Origin of the sequence: Streptomyces sp. NPDC102274 (assembly GCF_044766385.1) — a bacterium.
Taxonomy (GTDB): domain Bacteria; phylum Actinomycetota; class Actinomycetes; order Streptomycetales; family Streptomycetaceae; genus Streptomyces.
The window spans coordinates 19,065-38,426 of record NZ_JBIWLW010000030.1 but is presented as its reverse complement, the minus strand read 5'-3'; the positions used below and the strand labels follow the sequence as shown (position 1 = coordinate 38,426).

The 19,362-nt window shown below is 67.7% G+C and carries 13 protein-coding genes; 9 read left to right on the top strand and 4 right to left on the bottom strand.

Annotation, left to right across the window (positions count from 1 at the left end; all coding sequences use genetic code 11):
* Positions 1-16 precede the first annotated feature (16 nt).
* Entirely contained in the window at positions 17-307 is a 291-nt protein-coding gene (gene rpsF, locus ACIRQP_RS31360; RefSeq protein ID WP_006604399.1) for a 30S ribosomal protein S6, read from the bottom strand.
* Between the two features lie 271 nt (positions 308-578).
* On the opposite strand from rpsF, the gene ACIRQP_RS31355 reads away from it, so the two are divergent.
* The 3 genes from ACIRQP_RS31355 (at position 579) to ACIRQP_RS31345 (ending at position 3,235) form a co-directional block, all read left to right on the top strand.
* Positions 579-893: a hypothetical protein gene (locus ACIRQP_RS31355; RefSeq protein ID WP_030354352.1), complete on the top strand. Its 315-nt coding sequence runs from the start codon at positions 579-581 to the stop codon at positions 891-893.
* Between the two features lie 111 nt (positions 894-1,004).
* Positions 1,005-2,123 carry a lipid II:glycine glycyltransferase FemX gene (locus ACIRQP_RS31350; RefSeq protein ID WP_403895937.1) on the top strand — a complete coding sequence of 373 codons (1,119 nt, stop codon included), beginning with the start codon at positions 1,005-1,007 and terminating at the stop codon, positions 2,121-2,123.
* Positions 2,124-2,203: 80 nt separating this feature from the next.
* Complete coding sequence (locus ACIRQP_RS31345; RefSeq protein ID WP_403895934.1) at positions 2,204-3,235, top strand: alanine racemase; 1,032 nt, start codon at positions 2,204-2,206, stop codon at positions 3,233-3,235.
* A 138-nt stretch (positions 3,236-3,373) separates the two neighbouring features.
* On the opposite strand, the gene ACIRQP_RS31340 is transcribed toward ACIRQP_RS31345, so the two are convergent.
* On the bottom strand, positions 3,374-4,864 hold the full coding sequence (locus ACIRQP_RS31340; protein ID WP_403895931.1) for a glycosyltransferase family 87 protein: 1,491 nt from the start codon (positions 4,862-4,864) through the stop codon (positions 3,374-3,376).
* 138 nt (positions 4,865-5,002) lie between these two features.
* Positions 5,003-7,615 (bottom strand): transglycosylase domain-containing protein, encoded by a 2,613-nt coding sequence (locus ACIRQP_RS31335; protein ID WP_403895928.1) that lies wholly within the window; start codon positions 7,613-7,615, stop codon positions 5,003-5,005.
* A 369-nt stretch (positions 7,616-7,984) separates the two neighbouring features.
* Between ACIRQP_RS31335 and ACIRQP_RS31330 the strand changes: the two genes are divergently transcribed.
* From ACIRQP_RS31330 to ACIRQP_RS31320, 3 genes are all read left to right on the top strand, one after another.
* Complete coding sequence (locus tag ACIRQP_RS31330) at positions 7,985-8,701, top strand: PadR family transcriptional regulator (protein ID WP_403895926.1); 717 nt, start codon at positions 7,985-7,987, stop codon at positions 8,699-8,701.
* A gap of 60 nt (positions 8,702-8,761) precedes the next feature.
* On the top strand, positions 8,762-9,844 hold the full coding sequence (locus tag ACIRQP_RS31325; protein WP_403895923.1) for an inositol-3-phosphate synthase: 1,083 nt from the start codon (positions 8,762-8,764) through the stop codon (positions 9,842-9,844).
* Positions 9,845-9,951: 107 nt separating this feature from the next.
* Complete coding sequence (locus tag ACIRQP_RS31320) at positions 9,952-11,211, top strand: MFS transporter (protein ID WP_403895920.1); 1,260 nt, start codon at positions 9,952-9,954, stop codon at positions 11,209-11,211.
* Between the two features lie 74 nt (positions 11,212-11,285).
* On the opposite strand, the gene ACIRQP_RS31315 is transcribed toward ACIRQP_RS31320, so the two are convergent.
* Positions 11,286-12,752 carry a CCA tRNA nucleotidyltransferase gene (locus tag ACIRQP_RS31315; RefSeq protein ID WP_403895917.1) on the bottom strand — a complete coding sequence of 489 codons (1,467 nt, stop codon included), beginning with the start codon at positions 12,750-12,752 and terminating at the stop codon, positions 11,286-11,288.
* A 211-nt stretch (positions 12,753-12,963) separates the two neighbouring features.
* On the opposite strand from ACIRQP_RS31315, the gene ACIRQP_RS31310 reads away from it, so the two are divergent.
* The 3 genes from ACIRQP_RS31310 (at position 12,964) to ACIRQP_RS31300 (ending at position 19,338) form a co-directional block, all read left to right on the top strand.
* Positions 12,964-15,321, top strand: coding sequence for a DUF6049 family protein (locus tag ACIRQP_RS31310; protein WP_403895914.1), 2,358 nt, complete (start codon positions 12,964-12,966; stop codon positions 15,319-15,321).
* Between the two features lie 45 nt (positions 15,322-15,366).
* Entirely contained in the window at positions 15,367-17,508 is a 2,142-nt protein-coding gene (murJ, locus tag ACIRQP_RS31305; RefSeq protein WP_403895911.1) for a murein biosynthesis integral membrane protein MurJ, read from the top strand.
* 120 nt (positions 17,509-17,628) lie between these two features.
* Positions 17,629-19,338 (top strand): protein kinase family protein, encoded by a 1,710-nt coding sequence (locus ACIRQP_RS31300; RefSeq protein ID WP_403895908.1) that lies wholly within the window; start codon positions 17,629-17,631, stop codon positions 19,336-19,338.
* Positions 19,339-19,362 lie beyond the last annotated feature (24 nt).

Below are 19,362 nucleotides of genomic sequence, written 5' to 3'. Positions count from 1 at the left end.
CCTCTGAGCTAGGAGCTCAGTGGGTCTCGGGACGGAGGACCTTGGTCCGGAGGACCGACTCGTTCAGGTTCATCTGTCGGTCGAGCTCCTTGACGACCGCGGGCTCGGCCTGCAGGTCGATGACCGAGTAGATGCCCTCGGGCTTCTTCTTGATCTCGTAAGAGAGACGACGACGGCCCCAGGTGTCGACCTTCTCGACCTTTCCGTTGCCCTCGCGGACGACGGAGAGGAAGTTCTCGATCAGCGGGGAGACAGCGCGCTCCTCGAGATCGGGGTCGAGGATGACCATCACCTCGTAGTGACGCATGTGGAACCCACCTCCTTTGGACTCAGCGGCCACGGTCGTTCCGTGGCAGGAGGGTCGTGATGCGTAAGCAACGGTATCGGCCGCCACTGACAATCCTGCTCGCTGGGCGAGGGGATCGTTTCTGGCATGGGCAGACACCGGCGCAGACCGTACAGACTACTCACAGACCGGCTTCCGGTTGAAATCCGGTCGCCTGCGGACGCAATCTGTAGACATCGGGTGTGCGCGGCGCTACGAAGCGCCGCCTTCCGGCAAGGCCAGGAGGTGCCAGATGGCACAGGCAATGCGACCGAACTCCGCCACCTCTCTGTTCTCCACGGACGGCAAGCGTCATCCGCTCCAGGACACCCTGGTTGCGGTGACGCTGACGCTGGGCGTTCTCGCCTTCGTCTCGGCTTTCTTCCACAATCTGCATCTGCTCAGTTCGTGGGCGGGGCTCGTGGGGGTCCTGACGGGCGCGTACGGGCAGTTCATCTCCGTGACGACACGTGAACGGTTCCTGATCATCATCGGACTCGGTGCCTCGGCGGTCGGGTTCTTCCTCGGAATGGCGCATGGCGGACTGTTCGGTGGGGTCGTCGGATAGCCGGACGCTCCGCCCACAGCCAGACGGGGCGCTCCATCGGCGCAGTAGGCTTCGGCGCGAGAGCCGGAGCCCCTGTATCGATGGGGACACACCTGCCGAGGAGCGCCCCGCATGAGCCTGACCCTGAGGACCATCAGCCGAGAGCAGCATCTGGCGTATATCCAGAGTCTGCCGTCGGCGAGTCACTGCCAGGTCCCGGCATGGGCTGACGTCAAGACGGAGTGGCGCTCGGAGAACCTGGGCTGGTTCGACAAGAACGACCAGTTGGTCGGCGCGGGGTTGGTGCTCTACCGTCAGCTGCCGAAGATCAAGCGGTATCTGGCGTATCTGCCCGAGGGGCCGGTGCTGAACTGGTACGCCCCGAATCTCGACGAGTGGCTGCGACCGATGCTGGCGCATCTGAAGCATCAGGGTGCCTTCTCGGTGAAGATGGGTCCGCCTGTGGTGATCCGCCGGTGGAACTCGGGTGCGATCAAGTCGGGCATCCAGGATCCGGATGTGAAGCGTCTGCGGGATGTCGAGGCGACGCATATCGAGCCGCGCGCGTTCGAGGTGTCCGACCGGCTGCGCAAGATGGGCTGGCAGCAGGGGGAGGACGGCGGCGCTGGCTTCGGTGATGTGCAGCCGCGTTATGTCTTCCAGGTGCCGTTGGCGAACCGGTCGCTGGATGACGTCCTCAAGGGCTTCAACCAGTTGTGGCGCCGCAATATCAAGAAGGCCGAGAAGGCCGGCGTCGATGTGGTGCAGGGCGGCTACGAGGATCTCGGTGAGTGGCAGCGGCTGTACGAGATCACGGCTGAGCGGGATCATTTCCGGCCGCGCCCGCTGTCGTACTTCCAGCGCATGTGGACGGTGCTGAACAACGAGGACCCGAACCGTATGCGGCTGTATTTCGCCCGTCACGAGGGTGAGAATGTCGCGGCGGCGACGATGCTGATCGTCGGTGGTCATGTCTGGTACTCGTACGGTGCGTCGGCCAATCACAAGCGTGAGGTCCGGCCGTCGAACGCGATGCAGTGGCGGATGCTGCGTGACGCGTACGCGATGGGGGCGACGGTCTATGACCTGCGCGGGATCTCCGACTCTCTCGATGAGACCGATCATCTCTTCGGTCTGATCCAGTTCAAGGTGGGTACCGGCGGCGAGGCCGTCGAGTACATCGGTGAGTGGGACTTCCCGCTCAACAAGTTGCTGCACAAGGCGCTTGACATCTATATGTCGCGCCGCTGACGGGCGGCTGTTCGTTTCCTTCCCCCTCGTTCATCCATCTCTTTGATTCACCGCAGCCGAGAGAAAGGTTCCGGACCGGCATGGCGCTCTCCCTCTACGTCGACACCGCGCGCTGGCGGGCGCACCAGAAGTCGGTCATCGAGCAGTTCCCGGGGGTTGTCCCGGTCTGCAAGGGCAATGGCTACGGCTTCGGTCATGAGCGTCTCGCGGACGAGACCACGCGCTTCGGTTCCGACATGCTGGCCGTCGGAACCATCTACGAGGCGGCCAGGATCAAGGACTGGTTCAGTGGTGACCTGCTGGTTCTCACGCCGTTCCGGCGGGGTGAGGAGCCGGTGCCGCTGCCCGACCGGGTGGTGCGTTCGGTCTCGTCCGTCGATGGGGTGTTCGCGCTGGTGGGCGCGCGTGTGGTCATCGAGTGCATGAGCTCCATGAAGCGCCATGGCGTGAAGGAGGAGGAGCTCGGCCAGTTGCACGCTGCTATCGAGGATGTGCGGCTGGAGGGCTTCGCCCTGCACCTTCCGCTGGACCGTACGGATGGTTCCGACGCGGTGGAGGAGGTCATCGCGTGGATGGACCGGCTGCGTGCGGCGCGGCTTCCGCTGCACTCGATGTTCGTGAGTCATTTGCGCTCCGCGGAGCTGGCCAGGTTGCAGCAGCAGTTCCCGCAGACCCGCTTCCGGGCCCGTATCGGTACGCGGCTGTGGCTGGGTGATCATGACGCGACCGAGTACCGGGGCTCTGTTCTGGATGTCACCCGCGTCTCCAAGGGAGACCGGTTCGGCTATCGCCAGCAGAAGGTCGCTTCCGATGGCTGGCTGGTGGTCGTCGCCGGGGGAACATCTCATGGGGTGGGTCTGGAGGCTCCGAAGGCGCTGCACGGGGTGATGCCGCGTGCGAAGGGTGTCGCGCGGGCGGGTCTGGCCACGGTGAACCGCAATCTGTCGCCGTTCGTCTGGGACGGAAAGCAGCGCTGGTTCGCCGAGCCGCCGCATATGCAGGTGTCGATCCTGTTCGTACCGTCGGACGCGCAGGAGCCCAGGGTCGGGGATGAGCTGGTGGCTCATCTGCGGCACACGACGACGCAGTTCGACCGTCTCGTCGACCGCTGAGCGGTACGACCGACCGCCGAGGTACGACCGACCGCTGAGCGGGACGTCACGCGAAAGGCCGCGGAGCGCTCCAGGGGGCGCTCCGCGGCCTTTTGGACGGTGCGGCGGGCGTGACGGTGTTGCGGGCCCGCGGGCCCCTCAGGCGGCTCCTGGCGGCCTTACTCCCCATTCGACCCGTGGCGCCTCCACCGACTGGGCGGCGTGCTGTGTGGGCCGGGCCGCCCCGCCGAGTACGAACCTGTCCTCCGCGCGGTCCAGTACGCCGCCCGACGGGTCGTCGGAGCCGTCGGTGCGTACGCCGTCCTTCTCGGGCATCAGGATGTCCCGTACGACCAGCGCGCACAGATACAGGGTGCCCAGCAGGTGCAGGGCGATGGCGAGCTGGTAGCCCTCGGCGGGCAGTCCCTTGTGGGCGTCGCCGCTTGTCGTGTAGGCGAGGTACATCCAGATGCCGAGGTAGTACATGACCTCACAGGCCTGCCAGATCAGGAAGTCACGCCAGCGCGGCCGGGCGAGGGCCGCCAGCGGGACGAGCCACAGTACGTACTGCGGTGAGTAGACCTTGTTGGTGAGGATGAAGGCGGCCACGACGAGGAAGGCGAGCTGGGCGAAGCGCGGCCGGCGCGGGGCTGTCAGGGCGAGCGTCGCGATACCCGCGCACGCCAGGAGCATCAGCAGCATCGCGTAGTTGTTGACGGTGCCGACGTCCAGGGACTTGCCCGTGCGCTGGGTGATGATCAGCCAGAAGGAGCCGAAGTCGACCTGGCGCTCCTGGCTGAAGGTGTAGAACTTCTTCCATCCTTCGGGTGCGAGCACCATCACCGGCAGATTCACCGCCAGCCACGCGCCGGCCGTGCCCAGGACCGCCGTTCCGTACTCGCGGAATCTCCCGGCCCGCCAGCACAGCAGGAGGAGCGGTCCCAGGAGGAGGACGGGGTAGAGCTTGGCGGCGGTGGCGAGGCCGATGAGGATGCCGAAGGCCAGGACGCGGCCGCGTGACCACATCAGCATCGCGGCGGCGGTGAGCGCCACGGCCAGCAGGTCCCAGTTGATGGTGGCGGTGAGCGCGAAGGCCGGCGCGAGGGCGACGAGCAGGGCGTCCCAGGGGCGGCGCCGGTGGGTGCGGGCGACGCAGACCGCGATGACCGCCGCGCAGATCATCAGCATTCCCGCGTTGACCATCCAGTACATCTGTTCGCGGTACTGCGGGGAGCCGCCCGGTGTGAGCCAGGAGGCGACTTCCATGAAGAGGCCCGTCAGTACGGGGTACTCCAGGTATTCCATGTCGCCATTGAGGCGGTCGAAGTACGGCACGAGGTTGTCGGCGAAGCCGCGCCCCAGGTAGAGGTGCGGGATGTCCGAGTAGCAGGCGTGCGTGTACTGCGAGCTGGTGCCGCGGAACCAGGCCCAGTCGTAACAGGGCATCTTCTGCGCCATGCCCAGCGCAAACATGCCGATCGCCACGAGTGCGACGACGCGTACGGGGGTGAGCCTGCTGCTGCCGAACCAGGCCCAGCGCCCGACCGGGCCGCCGATCAGCTCGCTGCCGGCCGCGGCGATCTCGTCGCGCCGCGTGGGCGGCACGTCCGGCCGGTCCTGGTCCACGGATGTCTCTCCTGCGCTGGGCATGGCGCCCATCCTGCCGTACGCCGCCCGGAACACGACGAGGGCCGCCGCACCGTGCACGTACGCGAGTCGGTACGTGTCGGTGCGGCGACCCTCGTGGCGGTGCCGCGTGGGGGTGGTCAGCCTCCCGGGCCCGGGAGGTCAGCCTGCGCCGGGGCCTCCGAAGATGCCTCCGCCGTTGCCGGCGCTCTCGCCGGAGGAGCCGGATGGCGATTCGCTTACTCCGCCGGGCCCACCGTTGCCGTTGCCTTCATTACCGCCGTTGTTGCCGTTGCCGCCGCCATCGTTGCAGCCGAACGGCCGGTCGCAGGATTCGCTCGGGGAGGACGGCGTCTCGGACGGCGTCTCGGACGGCGTCTCCGAAGGCGACTCGGAAGGCGACTCGCTCGGCGACTCGGACGGGGTCTCGCTCGCCGTCGGGGACGGGGACGCGCCTCCGCCGTAGACGGCCTCTCCGATGGGCTGGGGCTCGGGGAACTTCACGGGCGGCTTCCCCTTGAGAGCCTCCTCCATGTAGTCGTGCCAGATCTCCGACGGGAACGAGGCACCGTGGATCTTGTCCTGGCCACCCGTGCCGAACATCTTCAGGAACTCGCGGTTCTTGTTCGTCGCGTCGTCGTCCAGCCGGTACATGTCGATGGCGGTCGACAGCTGCGGGGTGTAGCCCACGAACCAGGCCGACTTGTTGCCGTCGGTGGTGCCGGTCTTGCCGGCCACCTCGCGCCCTTCGAGCTGCGCGTTCGTACCGGTGCCCTTCTCCACCACGGTCTTCAGCACGTCCGTGACGTTGTCCGCGACGGGCGCGTCGAACGCCCTCTTCTCCTTGTCCTCGTGCTCGTAGACGGTCTTGCCGCTCTGGAGCACTTTGGTGACGGAGTAGGGGTCGCGCTGCTTGCCGCTGGAGGCGAACGTGGCGTAGGCGCCGGCCATCCGGATGGCGCTGGGGTCCGAGATGCCGATGGAGAAGGACGGCACGTTCGACTTGGAGAGGGAGCTGTCCAGCAGGCCGGCGTCGATGGCGGCGTCACGCACCTGGGGGATGCCCACGTCCATGCCCAGCTGGACGAACGGGGAGTTGGCCGACTCCTGCATGGCGTAGCGCAGATCGATGGGCCCGTACGACTTGTCGCCGTCGTTGACCTGCAGCCACTCCTTGTCTTCCTCGTTGGTCCAGATCGAACCGTCGTAGTTCTTGATCTTCAGCTTGTTGTCGCCGTTGTAGATGGACTTGTCGGGCGAGACAGGTGTACGGGTGCCGTCGACCGGATCGCGTACGCCGTCCCGCATCGCCGCGGCCAGGACGAACGGCTTGAAGGTCGATCCGACCTGCGCGCCGGTCTGGTCGGCGTTGTTGGTGAAGTGCTTGGTGGCGTCCTGACCGCCGTAGATGGCGACGATCTTGCCGGACTCGGGTTCGACGGAAGCACCGCCGAACTGGACGTGTGTGTCGGTGTCCGGGCGCTTCTTGGGGTCGATGTTGGCGTCGTAGACCTTCTCGACGGCGGTCTTCAGCTGTTCGACCTTCTTCTTGTTGAAGGTCGTGTGGATCTCGAAGCCGCCCCTGGAGAGATCGTCCGCCGTGAGGCCCAGGGAGTTGTTGTTGACGAAGTACGCCTTGGCGAGATCGACCAGATAGCCGATCTGGCCGCTCTGCTCGGTATTCTTCTTGATTCCGTCCGGCGTCGGGAACTTGGTGTACTTGGCCCGCTCGGCCGGCTCGAGGTGGCCGTCCTTCTCCATCTCGTCGAGGATCCAGGCCCAGCGATCGGTGGCTCTCTTCGTGTTCGCCGCCTCGGTGGCCGTCGGGTCGATGGCGGGCTGGCCGGCCGGGTCGTAGTACGTCGGGCCCTTGAGGACCGTGGCAAGAAGCGCGCACTCGCTGGCGTTCAGCTCGGAGGCGTCCTTGCCGTAGTAGGTACGGGCGGCGGCCTGGATACCCCAGGCGCCTCGCCCGTAGTAGGAGGTGTTGAGATAGCCCGCCATGATCTCGGGCTTCTCCATTTGAGTGCCCACCTTTATGGAGATGAACAGCTCTTTGAACTTGCGGCTCAGGGTCTGGCTCTGGTCGCCCAGCCGGGCGTTCTTGACGTACTGCTGGGTGATGGTGGAGCCACCCTGGGTGTCGCCGCCCTTGGCCATGTTGAACAGAGCGCGGCCGATACCCATCGGATCGACGCCCGAGTCGTCCTTGAAGGTCTTGTTCTCGGCTGAGATCACCGCGTTCTGCATGTCCGCGGGGATCTTCTCGATCGGGATGATCTGCCGGTTGACCTCACCGCCGGTGGCGACCATCTGGGTGCCGTCGTCCCAGTAGTAGACGTTGTTCTCGGCCTTCGAGGCGAGATTGGGGTCCGGCACCTGCACCACCGCGTAGCCGACGGCCCCGGCGACCATGATGGAGCCGACGAAGGCGATACCGAGTCCGGTGGTCTGCTTCCATGACGGCACCCAGCGGCGCCAGCCGTACTTGCCCTGGCGCGGGTAGTCGATCAGCCGCTTCTTGTACGGCTCAGCGCGGCCACGTCCGGCGCCGCCGTCGTCCCCCCCACGTCTGCGGCCACCGCGCTGGGCGGCTCGTCTGGCCGCGGCGCGGCCACCGTAGGGCGGCTCCTCCTCGTACGAACCGGAGGGTGAGGCCGAAACGGTTTCTCGGGACGGGGCTGCGCGGCGGCCGGATGGCTGCTGGGCCGCACGCCTGGCCGCGGCACGACCGCCCCCCTGCGATTGCGGCGGTTTGCGACGGTGCTCGCTCATCGAACGACTACTCCTCGGGCAGGCGCGAACGCCTGGAAGCGGCAGTTGAGTTCCGGTCCCCCCGAAATGAATACGGACCGGCCCGGCATCGGGCTCATCCGATATGCATCCGGTAAGCCGACAGTCTTGACGCTTACCGGCGTCACTCGGTTCCCGGTGGTCTGCATGCCGCACAGACTACGCACGGTCAAAACCACCCGAGAGCTGAAGTTCACCCTAAATCAGGCAAGTTGCTTCCTGAGAATTGGCGATGTGACGCCGTTCACCATGCCCCCTCTTGTCGCGACCCCCACTCCGCTCTATCGTCGGGATGTATCGAATCGATACATCAGTACGGCATAAAAGTCCGGACAGCAAAGGAGGCGACGGGTGAGCAGACGCTCGGGCATCCTTGAGTTCGCTGTCCTCGGTCTGCTCCGCGAGTCCCCCATGCACGGCTATGAGCTGCGGAAACGGCTCAATACGTCGCTGGGGATCTTCCGTGCTTTCAGTTACGGGACGCTCTATCCCTGCCTCAAGACACTGGTCGCCAACGGCTGGTTGATCGAGGAGCCGGGGAGCGCTCCGGAGGACGCGCTCGCCGCTTCGCTGGCGGGCCGCCGCGCCAAGATCGTCTATCGGCTGACGGCGGAAGGTAAGGAGCACTTCGAGGAGCTGCTGTCCCACACCGGTCCCGACGCCTGGGAGGACGAGCACTTCGCTGCTCGGTTCGCCTTCTTCGGGCAGACGGAGCGTGAGGTGCGGATGCGGGTGCTGGAGGGCCGCCGCAGCAGGCTGGAGGAGCGTCGGGAGAAGATGCGCGCCTCCCTGGCACGCACCCGCGAGCGCCTCGACGACTACACGCTGGAGCTTCAGCGGCACGGCATGGAGTCCGTGGAGCGCGAGGTGCGCTGGCTGAACGAGCTCATCGAAAGCGAGCGGGCGGGACGGGATCAGAGACGGTCCGGCCCCGGGAGTCCCGCTGATCAGGAAGGCACATCAGGAGAAGCGGACGGCCTGCCCCGGCACCGGGATGCCGCGTCTTCCGGGGGCACGCCCCCGGGACATCCCGGCCCGCCGGATCCGTCCGCGGACACCACCAAGTGAGGCCCCGCATCTCCGCAGGGTTTCATCACGAACACTGACATCACACAGGGAGCAACCGGAATGGGTTCGGTACGCGTAGCCATCGTCGGCGTGGGCAACTGCGCCGCCTCACTGGTGCAGGGCATCGAGTACTACAAGGACGCCGACCCGGCGGGCAAGGTACCGGGGCTGATGCATGTCCAGTTCGGCGAGTACCACGTGCGGGACATCGAGTTCGTGGCCGCCTTCGACGTTGACACGAAGAAGGTCGGCCTCGACCTCGCGGACGCCATCGGCGCCAGTGAGAACAACACCATCAAGATCTGTGACGTGCCGTCCTCGGGCGTCACCGTCCAGCGTGGCCACACCCTCGACGGTCTGGGCAAGTACTACCGCCAGACGATCGAGGAGTCCCCCGAGGCGCCGGCGGACATCGTCCAAACCCTCAAGGACAAGCAGGTGGACGTCCTGGTCTGCTACCTGCCCGTGGGGTCCGACGACGCCGCGAAGTACTACGCGCAGTGCGCCATCGACGCCAAGGTCGCGTTCGTCAACGCCCTCCCGGTCTTCATCGCCGGCACGAAGGAGTGGGCGGACAAGTTCACCGAGGCCGGTGTCCCGATCGTCGGTGACGACATCAAGTCCCAGGTCGGTGCCACGATCACGCACCGCGTCATGGCGAAGCTCTTCGAGGACCGGGGCGTTGTCCTGGACCGCACGATGCAGCTGAACGTCGGCGGCAACATGGACTTCAAGAACATGCTGGAGCGTGAGCGTCTGGAGTCCAAGAAAATCTCGAAGACGCAGGCCGTCACCTCCCAAATCCCCGACCGTGACCTGGGTGCCGACAACGTCCACATCGGCCCGTCGGACTATGTCGCCTGGCTCGACGACCGCAAGTGGGCGTACGTCCGGCTTGAGGGCCGTGCCTTCGGTGACGTCCCGCTGAACCTGGAGTACAAGCTGGAGGTCTGGGACTCCCCGAACTCCGCGGGTGTCATCATCGACGCGGTGCGTGCCGCGAAGATCGCCAAGGACCGCGGCATCGGCGGCCCGATCCTCTCCGCGTCCTCGTACTTCATGAAGTCGCCGCCGGTTCAGTACTTCGACGACCAGGCCCGCGAGAACGTCGAGAAGTTCATCGCCGGCGAGGTCGAGCGCTAGAGCGCGGCCTCCCCGCCACACCGACGCCACACGGGAAGGGTCGCCGGACTGCTGGTCCGGCGACCCTTCCCGTGTCTGCCGAAGCCACGTGTGTGACGCTGGCTCACATGCCTGTCGTGCGTGATCTGCGTGTGCTCCTGCGCCTCGGAAGCTTCCGCCGACTATTGGCGGTCCGGCTGCTCTCCCAGGCCGCCGACGGTGTCTTCCAGGTGGCGCTCGCCACATACGTGGTCTTCTCCCCGGAGAAACAGACCTCGCCCGGCGCGATCGCCTCCGCGATGGCCGTACTCCTGCTGCCGTATTCACTGGTCGGCCCGTTCGCCGGGGTGCTGCTGGACCGCTGGCAGCGCCGCCAAGTCTTTCTATACGGGAATCTACTGCGGGCTCTCCTCGCGGGCTGTACGGCGGTGCTGATCGTGGCCTCCGTGCCCGACTGGCTCTTCTATGTCTCGGCGCTGTCCGTGACCGCCGTCAACCGGTTCGTTCTCGCCGGGCTCTCGGCCGCGCTGCCGCATGTGGTCGACGATGAGCGCCTCGTCCTCGCGAACTCCCTCTCCCCGACCGCCGGAACGCTCGCCGCGACCCTGGGCGGCAGCCTCGCCTTCGTCGTACGGCTGACGATCGCGGACTCCGACGCCGCCGTGGTGCTGCTGGGCGCCGCCCTCTATCTCTGCGGCGCGCTCACCTCGCTCCTACTGGCGCGCGAACTGCTGGGGCCCGGAGAGTCCTCGCGTGGCCGGCCCCGGTTGAGGACCGCCCTGTCCTCCAGCGCACGCGGACTCGCGGACGGAGTGCGGCATCTCATGGAGCGGGGGGCCGCGGCCGGTGCGCTGGCCGCCATGACGGTGATGCGCTTCTGCTACGGGGCGCTCACGGTGATGGTGCTGATGCTCTGCAGATACGCCTGGACGGAGCGGGAGGCCGACGGGCTGGCGCTGCTCGGACTGGCCCTCGCCATCTCCGGGGCGGGGTTCTTCGCCGCCGCGGTTCTCACGCCCTGGGCGGTGGGACGGCTCGGCCCCTACGGGTGGATGGCACTGTGCGCGGGAGCGGCGGCCGTCCTGGAGCCGGCCTTGGGGCTGACCTTCGCGCCCACGCCCATCCTGGCCGCCGCCTTCGTTCTCGGCCTGATCACCCAGGGGGCGAAGATCGCCACGGACACGGTGGTGCAGACGGCGGTGGACGACGACTTCCGGGGCCGGATCTTCTCCCTCTACGACGTCCTCTTCAATGTCGCCTTCGTCGGCGCGGCGGGGGTGGCTGCGGTGATGCTGCCGCCGGATGGCCGCTCCGTGCCGCTCGTGGCGACGGTGGCCGTGCTCTATCTGGGCGTGGCCGCGGCCCTGGCACACAGGGCGCGGGGGTGATGTTTCACGTGAAACATCACCCCCGGAGCATCGCGCCCCGGTCATGTTTCACGTGAAACATGACCGGGGCGGGTTCAGTTCTGCGTGGCCCACCATTCCTTGAGCGCGGCGACCGCCGTGTTGTGCTCCATCGGCCCGTTCTCCAGTCGCAGCTCCAGCAGGAACGTGTACGCGGCGCCAATCACCGGTCCGGGGCCGACATCCAGGATCTCCATGATCTGGTTGCCGTCCAGATCGGGCCTGATGGCGTCCAACTCCTCCTTCTCCTGGAGCTGGGCGATGCGCTCCTCCAGGCCGTCATAGGCCCGGGAGAGAGCGCCCGCCTTGCGCTTGTTGCGCGTGGTGCAGTCCGAGCGGGTCAGCTTGTGGAGCCTGTCGAGCAGGGGCCCGGCGTCGCGTACGTAGCGCCGCACCGCCGAGTCGGTCCACTCGCCCGTTCCGTAGCCGTGGAAGCGCAGGTGCAGCTCCACGAGCCGGGAGACGTCCCTCACCAGCTCATTGGAGTACTTGAGCGCGGTCATCCGCTTCTTGGTCAGCTTCGCACCCACCACCTCGTGGTGGTGGAAGGAGACCCGCCCGTCCTTTTCGAAGCGACGCGTCCGGGGCTTGCCGATGTCATGCAGCAGCGCGGCCAGCCGCAGCACCAGGTCCGGCCCGTTCTCCTCCAGGTCGACGGCCTGCTCCAGCACGGTCAGCGAGTGCTCGTAGACGTCCTTGTGCCGGTGGTGCTCATCGCTCTCCAGGCGCAGCGCCGGCAGCTCGGGCAGCACGCGGTCGGCGAGCCCGGTGTCGACGAGCAGCGCCAGGCCCTTGCGCGGGTGGGCGGAGAGGATCAGCTTGTTCAGCTCGTCCCGTACGCGTTCGGCGGAGACGATCTCGATACGGCCGGACATGTCCCTCATGGCCTCGACCACATCCGCGGCCACCTCGAAGTTCAGCTGCGCGGCGAACCGCGCGGCCCGCAGCATCCGCAGGGGATCGTCGGAGAAGGACTCCTGGGGGGTGCCGGGGGTCCGCAGCACCTGGGCGGAGAGGTCTTCCAGCCCGCCGTGGGGATCGATGAACTCCTTCTGCGGCAGCGCGACGGCCATCGCGTTCACCGTGAAGTCCCGGCGCACGAGGTCTTCCTCGATGGAGTCGCCGTAGGACACCTCGGGTTTGCGTGATGTCCGGTCGTAGGCCTCCGAGCGGTACGTCGTCACCTCGATCTGGAAGCGCTGATCAGCGTCTCCGACACGGGCATCCTTCTGGACACCGACCGTGCCGAAGGCGATCCCCACTTCCCACACCGAATCCGCCCAGGGCCTGACGATCTTCAGAACATCCTCGGGCCGGGCATCGGTCGTGAAGTCCAGATCGTTGCCGAGCCGGCCGAGAAGGGCGTCCCTGACAGAACCGCCGACCAGGGCGAGGGTGAATCCGGCATCCTGGAAACGGCGCGCGAGGTCGTCGGCGACGGGGGACACCCGCAGCAGTTCGCTGACCGCGCGGCGCTGCACCTGACTGAGGGCACGGGAATTGTCTTCATTGGCTTTCGGCACAACAGAAAAGGGTACGTGCCGCGGCCCCCGCGGGCGCTCCCGTTTCGGGCCGCCCCGCCTCGATGCGGAGGTTTCCGCTGGCTCATGAGATTCTTCCGATCATGTGGAGCAGTCCCCAGCACTTCGCCACAGCGCACATCGTTACCATGCGTGGACGCGGCAATTGACAACCACCGACGGCAACCGACGATGACAAGGGACGGGCGAGCGCGTGGCGGAGGCGGCAGACTTCCAGGGGATGGGTCATTCTCCTGCCCGCCGGTGGCTGCGGCGCACAGCCTCCGTGCTCGCCGGAGCGCCGCTCCTGGCGGGTCTGCTGGCCGGGACGGCGGCGCCCACGGCCCAGGCCGCGACCACGGCCACTGGCTCCCGTACGGTCCATGTGTCGCTCGACACGCTGGCCCCCAGCGCACCGGTGAAGGGCGACACGCTCACCGTCTCGGGGACGGTGACCAACGAGGGCAAGAACCCCATCACCGACGCGCAGGTCGATCTGCGCGTCGGCCCGCGGATGTACGGCAGGACGGCCATCGATGACGCCGCCGAGCGCACCGGGACCTCGGGTGATGTGGCCCCGATCGGCGGCAAGTTCAAGGTCACCATCCCGAAGCTCGCCGTCGGCATCCCCCAGGACTTCGCGCTCTCGGTACCGGTCAGCAAGCTCGGGCTCGGCCAGGACGGTGTCTATCAGCTCGGTGTCTCACTGACCGGACAGACCTCGTCCGCGCCGTACGACCAGGTGCTGGGCATCCAGCGCACGTTCCTGCCCTGGCAACCGGACGCGACGGAGGAGAAGACACAGCTCACTGTCCTCTGGCCGCTCATCTCGTCGACGCACCTGTCCGCGGAGACCGGCTCGGACGATCAGCAGACCCCCGTCTTCGAGAACGACGACCTGGCCGAGGAGCTGGCCCCCGGCGGGCGGCTCGAGCAGCTGGTCTCTCTCGGCAATCAGCTTCCCGTCACCTGGGTGATCGACCCCGACCTGCTCGCCACCGCCGACGCCATGACCAAGAACTACCAGGTCAGAAGCGGGGATACGACCGTCCCCGGCAAGAATCAGGCCGTGGCCACCAAGTGGCTGGACTCCCTGGAGAAGGCGGTGAGGGGCCGCAAGGTCGTCGCACTGCCGTTCGCCGATCCGGACCTGGCGTCGCTGGCCCACCGTGGCAAGGACGTCTCCGGAGCACTCAGCCATCTGCAGCCCGCCACGGATGTGGCCGGGAAGACCGTGGAGACCATCCTTCATGTGAAGCCGTCCGTCGACTTCGCCTGGCCCGTGGACGGTGCGATCGACCCCTCGATCGTCGATGTCGCCACCTCGGCGGGTGCCCACGAGATCATCACCCGCAGCGACAACCTCCAGGACAACCTGCCGTACACCCCCACCGCGGCACGGCCGATCGGCGGCGGGACGACAGCCGTCGTCGCCGACACCCGGCTCTCCACCGCCTTCCAGGGGGATATGTCGGAGGCGGGCGCGTCCACCCTCGCGGTCCAGAAGTTCCTCGCCCAGTCGCTGGCCGTGACGCTTCAGAACCCGGAGAATCAGCGCAGCATCGTCGTCGCCCCCCAGCGGATGCCGAGCGCCGCCCAGGCACAGTCGATGGCGCGCGCGCTGCGGGGCCTGGACCCCGAGCGCTGGACCGAGCCGTCCGATCTGATCGCCGCGGCGGCGGCCACACCCGACTCGGACGCCACCACCAAGGTGCCCGGCTCTTCGCGTTACCCGAAGAAGCTGCGGGACCAGGAGCTGCCGACCGAGGTCTTCCTGGACATCAAGGAGACACAGGAGCGGCTCGACAACTTCAAGGCCATCCTCAGCGCTCCGGACCGGGTGGCCGCGCCTTTCGGCAACGCGATCGCCCGGTCGATGTCGGCCTCGTGGCGCGGGGAGCCGGACGAGGCCCAGCAGTACCGCGACACGGTGGAGAACTATCTGGTGGGCCTCACCACCGAGGTGCAGCTCATCCCGAAGTCTGTTCTGACACTGTCGGGGCGCAGTGCGACGATCCCGGTGACCGTCCAGAACCAGCTGTTGCAGGGCGTCCAGAATCTGGTGCTGCGCCTGAAGTCCGACAACCCGACGCGGCTCAAGCTGGACGGCGACCAAGCGGTCGCGGAGCAGCCGATCAAGATCGACGGCGGGCACAGCCAGTCGGTGAAGTTCACCGGCGCGGGCAACGCCAACGGGCCGGTGCAGGTGACCGCCCAGCTGTACACGGTGGACGGCACGCCGTACGGCAGTCCGATGACGTTCCAGGTCAAGGTCTCCGAGATCACGCCGACCGTCATGCTCGTCATCGCCGGCGGTGTGCTGCTTCTTGTCCTCGCGGGGGTCAAGATGTACAGCCAGCGCAAGCGCGCGGTGGCCCGTAAGGCAGCCGCGGAGGACACGGACGGCGGAGACGGCAGCGGCGCGGACGGGAACGCGCGGGACACACAGAGCACGGACGACGGCGCACGGGCCGTTGAGGACACAGATCCCGGGCAGCCGAGTGACCCGACACCGGACACCGGTCCGGAAAGCACGGACGCGTCGGGCGCGGGTGAGAAAGTGGACCGTTGAGCGATGTCGTGGCCGGTCGGCCGGGGACGATGAGGTGGGGTAACCATGAACGCGCCGTACGACGGTGACCGTGGGCAGGGCGCGGGTGGCGACCCGGCGGGCCGGATTCCGCCCACTCCGCCGTCCGCCCAGGATCCCTATGTCCAGGATGCCTATAGTCGGGACCCCTACTGGTCACAGGACCTCTCCGCGCAGGACCCGGTGACGGAGGCGCTGTACGACCGTGCCTCGCATCCGCCGCCGCCTCCCGGCACCTATCCGGAGGCCCACCAGCTCTACCAGCAGCCGCCCGCCCCGCAGAACGCGCCCGATCCCCGCATCTGGGCCCAGACCCCGCCGCCCGAGCCCTCCGGGCCGACGCGCCATCTCCCGTACGGGGACGACCCGAGGACCACCCAGTTCACCGGCCTCGACGACCTCGTCTCCCGGGCCGGCGACGAGAATCCGCCGCCGGACGCGTTCGCTCACCTCTACCGCGACCAGCAGGGCACGGGCCAGGTACTGACCGCGCCGGAGCCCGAAGCCGCACCCGCACCGCCGCCCCCCAAGAAGTCGGGAGGCAAGGCCGCCAGTCTGCTCAAGTCCAGTGCGCTGATGGCGGCGGGAACGCTGGTCTCCCGGCTCACCGGCTTCGTACGCAGCCTCGTGATCACCGCCGCGCTGGGTGCGGCCCTGCTCGGTGACTCCTTCACCGTGGCGTACACGCTGCCGACGATGATCTACATCCTCACCGTCGGGGGCGGTCTCAACTCCGTGTTCGTCCCGCAGCTCGTGCGGGCGATGAAGAACGACGACGACGGTGGCGTGGCCTACGCCAACCGGCTGCTGACCCTCGTCATGGTGGCGCTCGGCGCAATCGTGGCCCTCGCGGTGTTCGGGGCGCCGTGGCTGGTACGTCTGATGTCCGATCCGATCGCCAGTGACGCGGCCGCCAACAACGTCGCCGTCACCTTCGCCCGCTACTGCCTGCCCACGATCTTCTTCATGGGCGTGCATGTGGTGATGGGACAGATCCTGAACGCGCGCGGGAAGTTCGGCGCGATGATGTGGACTCCGGTCCTCAACAACATCGTCATGATCACCACGTTCGGTCTGTTCATCTGGGTGTACGGCACCGCCGCCGACTCGGGCATGACCGTGAAGACGATCCCGCCGGACGGCGTGCGGCTGCTGGGCATCGGTACGCTGCTCGGTCTGGTCGTCCAGGCGCTCGCGATGATCCCCTACCTCCGTGAGACCGGTTTCCGGTTCCGCCCGCGCTTCGACTGGAAGGGCCACGGCCTCGGCAAGACGGTCAAGCTGGCCAAGTGGACGGTTCTGTTCGTCCTCGCCAACCAGGCCGGAGTCCTGGTCGTCACCCAGCTCGCCACCGCCGCCGGCGTCGCCTCCGGCAAGGACGGCACCGGCATCCTCGCCTACAGCAACGCCCAGCTGATCTGGGGCATGCCGCAGGCCATCATCACCGTCTCCGTCATGGCCGCGCTGCTGCCCAGGATCTCCCGCGCCGCCCACGACGGCGACCCGGGGGCGGTACGCGACGACATCTCCCAGGGACTGCGCAACTCGGCGGTCGCCATCGTGCCGATCGCCTTCGGGTTCCTCGCCCTGGGTGTTCCGCTGTCCATCCTGATGTTCTCGTCCAGTGGCCTGGAATCGGCACGCTCCATGGGCTTCATCCTGATGGCATTCGCTCTCGGACTCATCCCGTACTCCGTGCAGTACGTCGTCCTGCGCGGCTTCTACGCCTACGAGGACACCCGGACGCCCTTCTACAACACGGTCATCGTCGCCGCGGTCAACGCCGCCGCCTCCGGCGTCTCGTATGTGGTCCTGCCCTCCCGCTGGGCCGTGGTCGGCATGGCCGCCTCCTACGGGCTCGCCTACGCGGTCGGTGTCGGTGTCGCCTGGCGCAGGCTGCGGAACCGGCTGGGCGGCGATCTGGACGGCGGCCGCGTCCTGCGTACGTACGCCCGGCTCTGCCTGGCGGCCGTCCCCGGAGCCCTCGTAGCCGGCGCGATCGCCTATGCCGTCCTGAACTCTCTGGGCAGCAGCGCCCTCAGCTCGCTGGTGGCTCTGCTCGGCGGCGGTCTCGCCCTGCTGGCCCTCTTCTTCGTCGCGGCGAAGAAGATGCGGATCGAAGAGATGAACGCCATGGTCGGCATGGTGCGGGGACGTCTCGGACGGTAAACGCGGCACGGTCCAGCACAACCTTCACCGGCTGCCGCGTGTCGTGCATAGCGTCCAACTGTGGGCACAATTGGCTTGGCTGTTGGATAGTGCGCAACGGATGGGGAGGCAGGAGCGACGGTGGCGGAACGTAGCACGGCTGCCGTCGACGTGGCCGACAACAGCGGTGATGAACCGCTGGCCGCCAAGGCGGGCAAGGCCACGACCGACGGGTTGGCGGAAGCCCAGAACGAGGCGGAGAAGTCCGCACCGGACATGGGCAGCGAACGGCAGAACACCGGGCCGGGCCTCTCTGCGCCCGAGCTGCACAGCGGCCATAAACTCGCCAGACGCTACCGCCTGGAGGAGTGTGTCACCCGTCTGGACGGTTTCAGCAGCTGGCGAGCGGTCGACGAGAAGCTGCGCCGCGCCGTCGGCGTGCATCTCCTCCCGGCCGACCATCCACGGGCCCGTTCCGTACTGGCGGCGGCCCGGTCCTCGGCCCTGCTCGGCGACCCCCGCTTTGTGCAGGTCCTGGACGCCGTCGAGGAGAACGACCTCGTCTACGTCGTTCACGAGTGGCTGCCCGACGCGGTCGAGCTGACCGCGCTCCTCGCCTCGGGGCCGCTGGAGGCCCACGAGGCGTACCAGCTCGTCATCCAGATCTCCCAGGCCATGGCGGCGGCCCACCGTGAGGGGCTCGCCCATCTACGGCTGACGCCCGGAGCGGTGCTGCGTACGTCCACCGGTCAGTACCGCATTCGCGGCCTTGCCGTGAACGCCGCTCTGCGCGGGATCAGCGCGGACCGGCCGCAGCGGACCGACACCGAGGCGATCGGGGCGCTCCTCTACGCGGCACTGACCCAGCGCTGGCCCTACGAAGCCGACGCGTACGGGCTCTCCGGCCTTCCCAAGGGCGTCGGGCTCATCGCCCCCGACCAGGTGCGTGCCGGGATCCATCGCGGTCTCTCCGAGCTCGCCATGCGCGCCCTGATCAACGACGGCGCCACCGCCTCGCGCCAGGAACCACCGTGCACGACCCCCGACGAGCTGGCCGCGGCCGTCGCGGAGATGCCGCGCATCCGGCCGCCCGAGCCCACGTTCTCCGCCCCGCCGGAGTACCAGCGCACCACCTACCAGCAGGGCACCTACGGACGCTCGCAGCCGGGCCTCGGGGCTCCTCCCCTCCCACCGGTGGCGCCCCCGCCGCCCCCGCTCCAGAGCCGTACCGGCAAGGCGCTCAAGTGGACCGTCGCCGCGCTCCTCATCGCCGCGCTGGGTCTCGGCAGCTGGCAGGTCGCCGAGAGCCTCCTCGACCGGGGCAACGAGACCGACGCCCCGCCCACCCAGCCGGTCACCGGCGACGACAAGCCGGCCAAGACCCTCAAGCCGCTGGGGATCGCCGACGCGGCGGAGTTCATGCCCAGCGGGTCCGGGATAAAGCCGGCCCTCGTCCCGAACGCCATCGACGGTAAGCCCCGAACGGCGTGGATCACGCTCCAGTACAAGAACTACCCGAATTTCGGGAATCTGCCGGACCGCAAGGAAGGCAGCGGAATCGTCGTCGACCTGGGCCGTGTGCAGGACGTGTCCGGTATCGACATCGGCATGTACCGCAGCGGCCAGAAGGCCGAGGTACTCGCGGCCGGCGCGGACGCGTCGGACCCGTCGGCGCTCGCGGACTTCTCTCAGCGCCTCACCAAGCTGGAGACGGTGGGCAAGACTCTCAAGACCACTCTCGACAAGCCCGTGCGAACCCGGTACGTATTGATCCACATCACCGAACTGCCGACGGACGGGTCTGCCGACCGCTTCCGCGGGGGCATCTCCGAGATCACGTTCACCGGCTGACGGATCAGGGGAGGGGGGCTCATT

Bases quoted from the DNA above. Each gene is read 5' to 3' on its own strand.
- murJ (WP_403895911.1), top strand. From the start codon at position 15,367: ATGAACGCGCCGTACGACGGTGACCGTGGGCAGGGCGCGGGTGGCGAC.
- ACIRQP_RS31325 (WP_403895923.1), top strand. From the start codon at position 8,762: ATGGGTTCGGTACGCGTAGCCATCGTCGGCGTGGGCAACTGCGCCGCC.
- rpsF (WP_006604399.1), bottom strand. From the start codon at position 307: ATGCGTCACTACGAGGTGATGGTCATCCTCGACCCCGATCTCGAGGAG.
- ACIRQP_RS31340 (WP_403895931.1), bottom strand. From the start codon at position 4,864: ATGCCCAGCGCAGGAGAGACATCCGTGGACCAGGACCGGCCGGACGTG.
- ACIRQP_RS31335 (WP_403895928.1), bottom strand. From the start codon at position 7,615: ATGAGCGAGCACCGTCGCAAACCGCCGCAATCGCAGGGGGGCGGTCGT.
- ACIRQP_RS31320 (WP_403895920.1), top strand. From the start codon at position 9,952: ATGCCTGTCGTGCGTGATCTGCGTGTGCTCCTGCGCCTCGGAAGCTTC.
- ACIRQP_RS31355 (WP_030354352.1), top strand. From the start codon at position 579: ATGGCACAGGCAATGCGACCGAACTCCGCCACCTCTCTGTTCTCCACG.
- ACIRQP_RS31345 (WP_403895934.1), top strand. From the start codon at position 2,204: ATGGCGCTCTCCCTCTACGTCGACACCGCGCGCTGGCGGGCGCACCAG.
- ACIRQP_RS31350 (WP_403895937.1), top strand. From the start codon at position 1,005: ATGAGCCTGACCCTGAGGACCATCAGCCGAGAGCAGCATCTGGCGTAT.